The sequence below is a fragment of the Nocardia amamiensis NBRC 102102 genome (assembly GCF_001612745.1).
Taxonomy (GTDB): Bacteria; Actinomycetota; Actinomycetes; order Mycobacteriales; family Mycobacteriaceae; genus Nocardia; species Nocardia amamiensis.
In genome coordinates this window covers 22280-31602 of sequence record NZ_BDBA01000154.1, presented here as the reverse complement: position 1 = coordinate 31602, position 9323 = coordinate 22280, and the positions used below count along the sequence as shown (strand labels likewise).

At 67.5% G+C, this 9323-nt stretch carries 10 protein-coding genes and 1 pseudogene; 2 read left to right on the top strand and 9 right to left on the bottom strand.

All coding sequences use genetic code 11. From position 1 onward, the window contains the following. The 3 genes and pseudogenes from NA4_RS26215 to NA4_RS26205 form a co-directional block, all read right to left on the bottom strand. Positions 1-296, bottom strand: a pseudogene (locus NA4_RS26215) (hypothetical protein); the annotation flags it as partial. Next, positions 293-667, bottom strand: coding sequence for a hypothetical protein (locus tag NA4_RS26210; RefSeq protein ID WP_067475498.1), 375 nt, complete (start codon positions 665-667; stop codon positions 293-295). The pseudogene NA4_RS26215 and the gene NA4_RS26210, both read right to left, overlap by 4 nt. Positions 668-758: 91 nt before the next feature. Beyond that, entirely contained in the window at positions 759-1463 is a 705-nt protein-coding gene (locus NA4_RS26205) for an ESX secretion-associated protein EspG (RefSeq protein WP_067475497.1), read from the bottom strand. 404 nt (positions 1464-1867) lie between these two features. Between NA4_RS26205 and NA4_RS26200 the strand changes: the two genes are divergently transcribed. Then, positions 1868-2467 (top strand): hypothetical protein, encoded by a 600-nt coding sequence (locus tag NA4_RS26200; protein WP_157129311.1) that lies wholly within the window; start codon positions 1868-1870, stop codon positions 2465-2467. A gap of 16 nt (positions 2468-2483) precedes the next feature. Here NA4_RS26200 and NA4_RS26195 read toward each other — a convergent pair whose 3' ends face one another. The 6 genes from NA4_RS26195 to NA4_RS26170 form a co-directional block, all read right to left on the bottom strand. Beyond that, the gene (locus NA4_RS26195; protein ID WP_245671600.1) at positions 2484-3578 is read right to left on the bottom strand and encodes a methyltransferase; all 1095 of its coding nucleotides are present in this window, start codon (positions 3576-3578) and stop codon (positions 2484-2486) included. Between the two features lie 190 nt (positions 3579-3768). Next, positions 3769-4545: a MerR family transcriptional regulator gene (locus NA4_RS26190; RefSeq protein ID WP_067475479.1), complete on the bottom strand. Its 777-nt coding sequence runs from the start codon at positions 4543-4545 to the stop codon at positions 3769-3771. 64 nt (positions 4546-4609) lie between these two features. After that, complete coding sequence (locus NA4_RS26185; protein ID WP_245671599.1) at positions 4610-6151, bottom strand: flavin-containing monooxygenase; 1542 nt, start codon at positions 6149-6151, stop codon at positions 4610-4612. Continuing rightward, positions 6148-7068 (bottom strand): ferritin family protein, encoded by a 921-nt coding sequence (locus NA4_RS26180; RefSeq protein WP_067475508.1) that lies wholly within the window; start codon positions 7066-7068, stop codon positions 6148-6150. The genes NA4_RS26185 and NA4_RS26180 overlap by 4 nt, the downstream gene beginning before the upstream one ends. A gap of 7 nt (positions 7069-7075) precedes the next feature. Beyond that, positions 7076-7978: an SDR family NAD(P)-dependent oxidoreductase gene (locus NA4_RS26175; protein ID WP_067475472.1), complete on the bottom strand. Its 903-nt coding sequence runs from the start codon at positions 7976-7978 to the stop codon at positions 7076-7078. 1 nt (position 7979) lies between these two features. After that, complete coding sequence (locus tag NA4_RS26170) at positions 7980-8963, bottom strand: alpha/beta hydrolase (RefSeq protein ID WP_067475468.1); 984 nt, start codon at positions 8961-8963, stop codon at positions 7980-7982. A 9-nt stretch (positions 8964-8972) separates the two neighbouring features. On the opposite strand from NA4_RS26170, the gene NA4_RS26165 reads away from it, so the two are divergent. Next, on the top strand, positions 8973-9308 hold the full coding sequence (locus NA4_RS26165; protein ID WP_084497454.1) for a GrpB family protein: 336 nt from the start codon (positions 8973-8975) through the stop codon (positions 9306-9308). Positions 9309-9323 lie beyond the last annotated feature (15 nt).

The window sequence follows — 9323 nt, the reverse complement described above, 5'->3', positions numbered from 1 at the left end:
CCGACCTGGCCGAGCACCGCCGCCAGCTCGTTGGCCGACGCCGCGAAACTGCGTGCGCTGGCCTGGGCCGCGTCGGCGGCTGCGCCTTTCCACTCCACGGAGTCCATCACGCGGTCCACGCCGCCGTGCGTGAGCGGGAACGATGTGGTGAGGGCGCCGGCCACCTCGAGCCAGGCTTCCGAAGCGCGCAGTACCTGCGCGGCATCGATCTGCTGGGCATTGGCGTAGATCTCCTCGTGCCGCATCGACTCGAAATGCTCCATCGAGCTGATGTAGGTGGGATCGGAGCCGCTCACCGCGGGAGCCTCGGCTGGATCGCACGCAGGGCGGCGGCGTGTGCGGCGTCGGCCTCCTCGAACAGACCGCCGCTGATCAGGAACGCTTCCTTCATCCGGTAAGCCGCCTCGATGTAGTGGTCGAGCAGGGCCGCGGCGTCGCGCGCCTTGTGACCGAAACCGGCCTGCAACTGCTGTGCGGAGACGAAACCACCGAATCCGTCCAGTTCCGCGGCGGATTCGAGGCGCTGCTGTAGGTGGAGCAGCCGATCGGCCTGCCGGTCGTACATGTCAGCGCACTGCCGGGCCGCTGCCGGATCGAACTGAACGGTCCCGGCCTGTGCCGCCTCCTTGAATCGGGCGATATCGGTTCGGCTGGTCTCGATCGTCATCGCTCACCCCTGAGATCGGTCGTCCGCCCCAGATTAACCGGAAGCCGGTGCCGGGTCAGCAAAGTCGTCGGCCTCGGGCCGCCGACGTGAGCTAAACGGGGATGCGTTTCTGCAGTTGCGCGGCGATCTGCTCGGACGAGGCCGGGGTGATGCGCACCTCGTCACCCGCCTTGATCAGGTACCGCCCGTCGCCCTGCACGTCGATCCAGGTGTAGTGGATCGGCGGCGGCGGAGCCGGACGATCCAGCCGCGGTTCGATTCTGATGTGCCCCTCGGCGGTGTGCGGCTCGAGCAGCAGTTTGCGGATCCGCGGAGCGGCCGACCGGCGCGCGGGCACGGTCTCCTGATCGCGTACCGCGTCGCCGGAGGCAACGCGAGGAGGTTCCTTGCCCGGCGGCGTCTTCGGCAGCAGCGCCGCGATCCGCTGGCCCAACTTCGCGCTGTGCCCGATCGAAACGCGCACGGAACCACCGAAATCGGGGTTCGATCCGGGTTCCTGCACTGCCAGCACGGCGCGGTCGTAGATCGCGGCGGCCAGCAGCCGCAGTTCGCTGCCCGGCCGGTGTGCGCCACCGATCGCGACGATTCTGGTATGCGGCTCGGCGAGAATGCGCAGGCATGCCGACAGGTCGGGGTCGCGGCCGTGCGGTAGCCGCTCGGCGAGGATGCTGCGCAGCTTCTCCGCCTCGTCTTCGGTGCGCGGCGTCTCCAGGATGCGCAGGGGATACGGGTGGCGATCCAGGTCGGCCTCACGCCAGATATGGGCGAACTCGTCCGGAGTGAAGGTCCAATCCACGGCCGAATCACATCCTCACTCGAACCCGCCGACGCTGTCCGTAGCCTAGCGGTCGCACAGCGAGACCGGAGATGTCATGTGTGCTACCAGGATTTGCGATTCGACGCCTCGTCGCACAGTCGGACGCGTGGTCGGGCCCCTCGGCGCGGTCCCTTCCAGGTATCGCAGCACCAAGCCCAGGAAAGGTTGTCCAGAGGAGCGCTCTGTGCAGGTTCTCGCCGCGACACCACGGTGATTGGCACTTCGGCAACCGGGAGCCGCACCGGGCTGCGGCAGCGCGGATTTCGAGTCTCGGATCGCAACTCCAACGACGTGGAAAACGTCGACCGCCGGCAGCATCGGAAGTGACGGATATCACATCGACGACGAAGCTCGAGACCGTTCACACCAGGAGGCATGGATTCGTGTGCAGCGCCGCCGATTCGGCGCTGTCGGCGCGCGGCGGTCCCAGGCATCTGGGAAACCAGCGTACCTCCGGTGACATGTACCGCGATTTCGTCGCGATCGCCCACAGCCTGTTCGCGCTGGTGTCGCGCTCGACCGGTCTTTCCGGTTCTGCTGAAATATTCGGAAAGAGCAGCGATGCGAGGGCGATGGGGCGGCCCCGCACAGCAAAACCAGGATTGGCCGAGATCTGCCGAGGAGGGATTGCGGTGCACACCATGATGCGGCGAGCGAGTGGGGCGATCGGTCTGTTGAGCCTCGGGATCGGTTTCGTCTTCATCGGCGCGGGATCAGCCGGGGCGGTGCCGACCGGCTGCTATGTCGACCGCGGCGTCACCGACGCGGCCGCCCTGTGCCACAGCGGTGAGGGGTCGGCGGTCTTGGAGACCGAGTGCCTCGGTTTTCACGTGCCGCCAGGGTATTCCGGCCCGGTGTTCGGCTACTACAGCGGTTTCGAGTCGCAGCAGACGAAGGTCGGCAAGCCGATGCGCGCCACGTGCGTGTCGGATGGCTCCATCGGGATAGCGACACTCGCGTTCGTCGTGCCCTCGGCGCGGTAGCCGAGCGCACCGGGTTTCAGCTCGGCCGCGCTTCCAGTACATTCTCGGGCGAGACCGTCGGCACGCACCGGACGAGCGTGAATCCGTGGCGGGCGAGGAACTCCCGGTACTCGGCCTCGGTCCGTTCCCGGCCGCCCACGTTGACCAGCATCTCCAGGTCGATGAACTTGCTCGGGTGCGGACCGGTGTGTTCGGGAACCACGAGTTCGACGATCAGCAGCCTGGCGTCGGGCTCCATGGCCGCTCGCAGTGCGTCCAGGATGCGGCCCGCGTCCGGCTCGGCCCAGTCGTGCAAGATGTGTTTGAGGATGTAGGCGTCGCCGCCCTTGGGGACGCTGTCGAAGAACGATCCGCTTTCGACGGTGCAGCGTTCGGCCAAGCCGAGTTCGGCGAGCCGGGTGGGCGCGGCGGCCACCACCTCGGGGAGGTCGAACAGAATGCCGCGCGACCCTGGTGAGCGACGCAGGATTTCGGTGAGCATTGTTCCTTCGCCACCGCCGACGTCGACGAGGGTGTCGTAGCGGCCGAAGTCGTAGGCCGTCAGCAACGGCTCCATGGCCAGGGTGCTGATACTGGTCATCGCGCGGTCGAACAGCTCGCCGAGTTCGCGATCGCGCTGCACGTAGTCGAAGAACGGCATCCCGTCCAGTTCTTCGCCGACGGGCCGGCCGGTCCGCACGGCGTCGACCAGGTGCGACCAGTGGTTGCGGTGCGTCGCCGAACCGAAGAACAGCACCGCGTCGCGCAGTGATACGTCCGCGTCGCGGCGCAGCGCCTGCGCCATCGGTGTGAGCGCGTACCTGCCGTCGCGATGCTGCGTAAAGATGCCGTAGCTGATCAGCAGCCGCAGCAATCGCCGCAACGCGTCCTCGTCGGCGCCCACCGCCGCGGCGAGCTCCGCGCCCGACCGCGGCCCTTTCACGAGGTGATCAGCTACACCCAGCGCCGCGGCGGCGTGGATCGCCTGCGTGATCCATCCGGCGGCGATCAGCTCCATCAGCGCGATATGCCCGGGTACCAGCTTGCGAAACGCCACCGCCAGCACCATGCGGACCGATTCGACGGCCCGCACCAGCCGCTGCGGAGGGATTCTCGGTCGGTCGGACGCCACGGCGACTCCATCCGTCGAAGGTCGGCACTCTGCGCTTGGGTAGGAGAGTAGTCGCGGTGGGTGGGTGCAGTGGTCGCGCGCGTGAATGCGGTACCTGCCCGCCGCCGTCGTGGACAGTCAGGTCCCGAGGCGCAGAACCGGAATAGGCCCGCTCCGATCGCGGAGTGCTGCTCAGGCGAGAGTCGGTGGCTCAGATCTCGGGTGTTGATTCGGTCCGCTGACGCTCACGGTCGGCGGCGGTGGCGAGATAGTCGCCGAGTTCGCGTCGCAGCGTGACGTCCAGCGAACGGGCGAGGGTGGCGTGCACCGAGGCGACCGCCAGCTCGCGCATCTTGTTGAGCATCGTTGTCGTGTCGGCGATTTCGCTGCTGGTGTCCGGCAGCCAGCCGGGTCCGTGCTCGTCGATGATGTGCTGCTTGGCGGCGGTGATCATGATGTGGGTGATGTCATCGATCCGGTCGGCCACTTTGGCGTAGATCTCGATGAGCGTGCGCAGTTCGAGACCGTACTCGTGCAGTTCGGCGAACGAGGTGAGCAGCTGGGTGTCGGTGAACACCACCGTCTCGCCCTCGAGCCGGACCAGTTTCATCTCCCGCAGGCGGTCGACGAGTTCGTCGGCTTCGGCACCGAGGATGGTGCCGATCAGCTCGCGTGGCACCTCGAAGGTCTCGTCCTTGGCCCAGGACGCGGTCACCGCGTGCTGCAGCCCGAGCACCTCGGTCAGGTCCTTGCCGGTTTCCCAGCTGGTGATGAAGTCGGCGATGTGCGCGGTGGTGAAGCCGCGCTGCAGCAGCGCGTCGATCAGGCGCAGCCGCTCCAGGTGTGCGTCGTCGTAGATGCTGGCCCGCCCGTCCTTGCCGACCGGCGGCGGCAGCAACCCGCGTTCCTGGTAGGCGCGGACATTGCGGGTGGTGGTGCCCGCGGCGCGCGCGAGATCGTCGATCCGGTACTCCGGCGTCGACCTCACCTCCCTCGCTCACCACGGCCTCGAGCGCAGCAGCGGCGCGCTGCGGAAACCCTGCCGACCGAGTCTAGCCTCCGGCCCACCGCCGCCTCGGCACCTGGGAAACCGGTGCGACCCGGCGCTCGGCGCTCGCCTCGACCACGACGTAGTCGTCGAGATCGACCGTGCGCAGCTGATGGGCGTACTGGGTGGCGAAGCCCGGATACATGGTCGCGTTGAAGCCGTCCTCGGTGAGGTACCAACTGCGGCATCCCGAGTTCCACGTGGTGGCGGCGAGCCTGCGCTGGATGGCCGCGTTGTAGCGGTCCTGCCGGTCGCGCCGGACGTCGAGCAGCAGCAGATCCCGGTCCAGAATCGTGCCGATCGCGCTGACCAGGTAGTCGATCTGGGCTTCCATATAGACCAGCGCCGAGTTGTGCCCGGGTCCGGAATTCGGTCCGAACGTCAGGAACAGATTGGGATATCCGGAGACCGCGACGCTTTTGAAGGCGTAGGCGCCGCGCGACCACTCCTCGGCGAGAATTCGCCCGTCGAGCCCGGCCACCGGAATGGGTGTCCCGGTCTTGGACACGTCGAACCCGGTCGCGAAGACAATGCAATCCGCTTGGTGCTCAATGCCTTCCGCGGTGCGGATGCCCTGTTCGGAGATCCGGGCGATGGGCCAGGTGATCAGCTTGCAGTTGTCGCGCTGCAGCGCGGGGTAGTAGTCGTCGGTCATCAGCAGGCGCTTGCAGCCCGCCCGGAAGTCCGGCGTCAGCTGACGGCGCAGCCAGGGGTCCTTGACCTGCCTGCGCAGCTGCGCCTTGCCGACCAGCTCGACAGCCCTGGTCAGCGGCGTATTCCAGACCACGCCCAGCGCGACCGATTCGTGCCCGTAGTACCAAGCGCGCCGCGCCAGCTGCTCGGCGGCGGGCACGCGGCGGTAGAGCTCCTTGGTGAGGACGGTGGTGCGCCGGTTGATCCGCGGCAGCACCCAGCCGGGCGTGCGCTGGAACACCCGCACCGAGGCTGCCTGCTCGACCAGTTCCGGAATGATCTGGACCGCGCTGGCCCCGGTGCCGATCACCGCGACTCGCTTGCCCGCGAAGTCGTAGCCGTGATCCCATCGGGCGCTGTGGATCTTGTGACCCTGGTAGGTCTCGATACCGCGAATATCCGGGAAGCCGGCGTTGGCCAGCGGTCCCGATGCCAGCACCACCGTACGCGCCACAATCGGGTCTGGGCGTCCCTCGACGGCGATCTCCCAGGCCCCGGCCCGCTCGTCGAACACGATGCCTGTGACGTTGTGCCGGAAGCGGAAATGCGGGCCGAGCCGGAACTCGGCGACCATCGCCTCGATATAGCCGAGGATCTCGGCGCTGCCGGAGTAGGTGTGCGACCAGTTCGGATTCGGCGCGAAACTGTAGGAATACAGCCGCGACGGTATGTCGCACGCCGCGCCGGGATAGGTGTTGTCGCGCCAGGTTCCACCGACCGCGGCGCCGCGTTCGAAGATCGCGAAATCGTGGATTCCGTGCTGCTTCAGGCGGATGGCCGTGCCGATCCCGGCGAACCCGCCGCCGATCACGGCGACGTCCAGGGTGTGCCTGCTCATCGGTTCCCTTGTCATGCGGCGGGCTCGAAGGTCAGTTCCTTCGACCAGGTGGGGTCCTTGCGCAGCATGGCCTTCGGCACCAAGCCGGTGATCTTCACCAGTGCGTCGGCAACCACGTGGTAGGGGTGGTCGCGATTGATCACCCAGCCCCCGTGCATCTTGACGATCTGGTACATCGGGAGCCTGCGCGCGAATTCGCTGCGCTCGCCCACGTTCGCGTACCGCTTCAGCGCGCCGTAGAGCTTCTCCTCGTCCACGCCCATCGCGACGATGTTGTCGCGCATCTTGTTCAGCAGCGGCACGTAGCTGAGCACGCCGATGATCAGCGAGGGCTTGGCCCAGCCGCCGACCAGGTCGATGAGCAACTTGCGCGTCTGCGCGTGCCCGAGCAGATCCATCACCGCGAAATCGACGGCCAGATGCCGGGATTCGTCGGAATTGATCTTCTTGAACGCCTCCTGGCAGACCGGGTCCTCGATCTCGTCCATGACGAATTTGATCAGCGCCCCGTCCAGCGCCACCTCCAGCATCGGGATCACGGTGCCGAGGAACGACAGCGACATGTTGTCGGAGTACTTGTCCAGAAAGTCGATCACCAGCTTGACGTTCACGTTCGGCTGCGGGATCTCCTCACCGTCGAGCATGCCCCACCGGCGCATCAGCGCCAGCTCGGCGTTGGCGTGCTTCTGCTCCTCGGCGTGGAAGTAGCGGTAGATCTCGCGCAACGTTTCATTCGGCGCCTTCTTGGCCATCGCCGCGAAGCCGCGCGCGCCGACGTTCTCGATCCACATCAGGTCGGCCATGAACGGCTTCAGCTTGGCGTGCAGTTCGGGCGTGATCGTCTCGGCGCCGGGTGCGTCCCAGTCGATGTCGGCCAGCGCCCACTGGCGGTCCTTGATCTTGCGGAGCATGTCGTCGAAGTCCATCGTGATGGCCATGTCAGACTCCTGTCTTGTCGGTGACCGGCATGCCGCCGGTGGTGGTCGAGTCGTCTTGGGGCAGTAGCCGATCCAAGAGCCCGAGGAGGTAGGTGTACCGGGCGGGGAAATGCCGTTTGAGCAGCCAGACGACGCGTGCGTCCAGCTGGGGCAGGACGTAGAGCTGCCCGCGGTCGTGCGCGTCCAGCGCGGTGCGCGCGACGCGCTCGGGGGAGAAGCCGGTCCAGCGCATCAAGAAGTCGGCCAGCTGCGCGGACTCCCTGGTGATCCGGCCGTCGCGCGCGACGTTCGTTCGCACGAACGTCGGGCACAGGACGGTGACCGCGACGCCGGTGCCGCTCAGTTCGGCGGCCATGGTCTCCGAGAGCGACAGCACGCCCGCCTTCGACACGTTGTAGGCGGCCATCGAGGGCGCCGCGGCGAATCCGGCGGCTGAAGCGACGTTGATGATGCCGCCGCGCCCGGTGGCGCGCAGCCTGGGCGCGAAGACCTCGCAGCCGTGCACGACGCCCCACAGATTGATGTCCAGCGCCCACTGCCAGTCGTCGAATCCGATGCGGCCCACGGGTTTTCCGCCAATGCCTACGCCCGCGTTGTTGATCACCAAGTCGACTGGGCGCTCGAAAAGTGTGTCGGCGAAATGGGCGAGCAACTCGACGTCCTCGCGCCGCGCCACGTCGCAACGGAAGGCGTGCGCGGCGCCCGCGTGGTCGCGCTCGATCAAGGCGACCGTCTCGTCGGCGCGGGCCTCGTCGATGTCGGCGCAGATCACCTGGCCTCCGCGAGCCGCGATCTCCAGCGCGAAAACGCGGCCGATGCCGCTGCCCGCGCCGGTGACCACGGCTCGCGCCCCGTGCGTGCGGCGGGATCTGCCCAGGCCCGCCAACCGATCCAGTCCGAACATGTCAACTCACCTTTTCCGTGGATGTCGCGATCAGTGCCGCGCGCAGGAAGTCGGCGGCGCGGGCGAGGGCGTGGTCGGCCTCTGGCACCACCATCGGGAGGGCCTGGAAGACGTGCAGCTGCCCGGGCCAGATCTCCAGATCGCAGCGACCGCCCGCGCGACGGACCATGGCGCACAGCGCCCGCGCGTCGGCGCGGAGCATCTCGGTGCCGCCGACTTGCACCAGGATCGGTGGCAGTGCCATGGCGTGCGGAATCGTCAGCCGCAGGCGCGGTGCGTCGGCGGGCCTGCCGCTGGTATAGGACGCGGGCAGCCGCCTCGCTGCGGCGGCGGAGATCAGCGGGTCCGTGCCGAGGCGCTCCTGCTCGGCAGCCATGCCGAGCGTGAGGTCGAGTAATGGCGAGAACATCGCGACCGCGGCGGGTTGCGGCCTGCCGCGGCGGCTGTTTTCGACCAGCAGGTCCAGGGCGAGATGCCCGCCCGCGGAATCGCAGGCGATCACCACGCCTTCGGCGGCGATGCCCCGGTCGAGCAGCCAGCGGTAGCCTGCCTCGACGTCGTCGGCCGCGGCAGGGAACCGGTGCTCGGGCGCGAGCCGGTAGTCGGTGAGAAAGACCGGCAGGCCGGTCTGCTTCGACAGCCGGGCAGCGAGACCACGGTGCGTGCGGGCCGAGCAGATCACGTAGCCGCTGCCGTGAATGTAGTAGATCGCCTGCGAGCCGAAAGGCACACCGGCCGCTGTGACCCATTCGCCGCGCACCGTTCCGGACCGGATCCGCGTGACGGAAGTACCCGGCGGAACGGGACCGCCGATGGCCATCACGGTGGCGATGAGTTTGCGGGCGAACCAGACGCCGGCCGCGTTCATCGGAATTGCGCAGTTCAGCGGGCGCAAGCTGATCCGGGCTGCGGCCGCGGCCACGGTGGCACGCGGGGAGGGCACGGCGGGAACACCGGGAGCCGAGGTCCTCGTTGACCTTGTCATGCGTTCAGAATCAGCCATGAATGTGCCAGTTGTCAATGGCACATTACAGAAAGGCTGATCATCCGCGAGCCGGACTGGCACCAGCATCGCTGTCTCATCCGGCGCGTGGAGGACGGTGCGCGGTGGAGCGTAAATCTCCACGTGTTCTCACTGGAGTCGGGAGCACCGGAAATCGAGCGGATTCTGGCGTTCCGTGAATGGTTGCGCACTCACGACGACGACCGCGAGCTCTACGAGCGGACCAAAAGGGAATTGGCCCAGCGTGAGTGGAGGTTCGTCCAGCACTACGCGAACGCCGAGAGCGAGGTCGTCGAGGAATTTCTCAGCCGCGCACTGGCTGGCTGAACGCTGGGTCACCGC

Excerpts from the sequence above, each read along its gene's own strand:
- NA4_RS26170 (WP_067475468.1), bottom strand. The coding sequence starts at position 8,963 with ATGACAAGGTCAACGAGGACCTCGGCTCCCGGTGTTCCCGCCGTGCCC.
- NA4_RS26175 (WP_067475472.1), bottom strand. The coding sequence starts at position 7,978 with ATGTTCGGACTGGATCGGTTGGCGGGCCTGGGCAGATCCCGCCGCACG.
- NA4_RS26185 (WP_245671599.1), bottom strand. The coding sequence starts at position 6,151 with ATGACAAGGGAACCGATGAGCAGGCACACCCTGGACGTCGCCGTGATC.
- NA4_RS26210 (WP_067475498.1), bottom strand. The coding sequence starts at position 667 with ATGACGATCGAGACCAGCCGAACCGATATCGCCCGATTCAAGGAGGCG.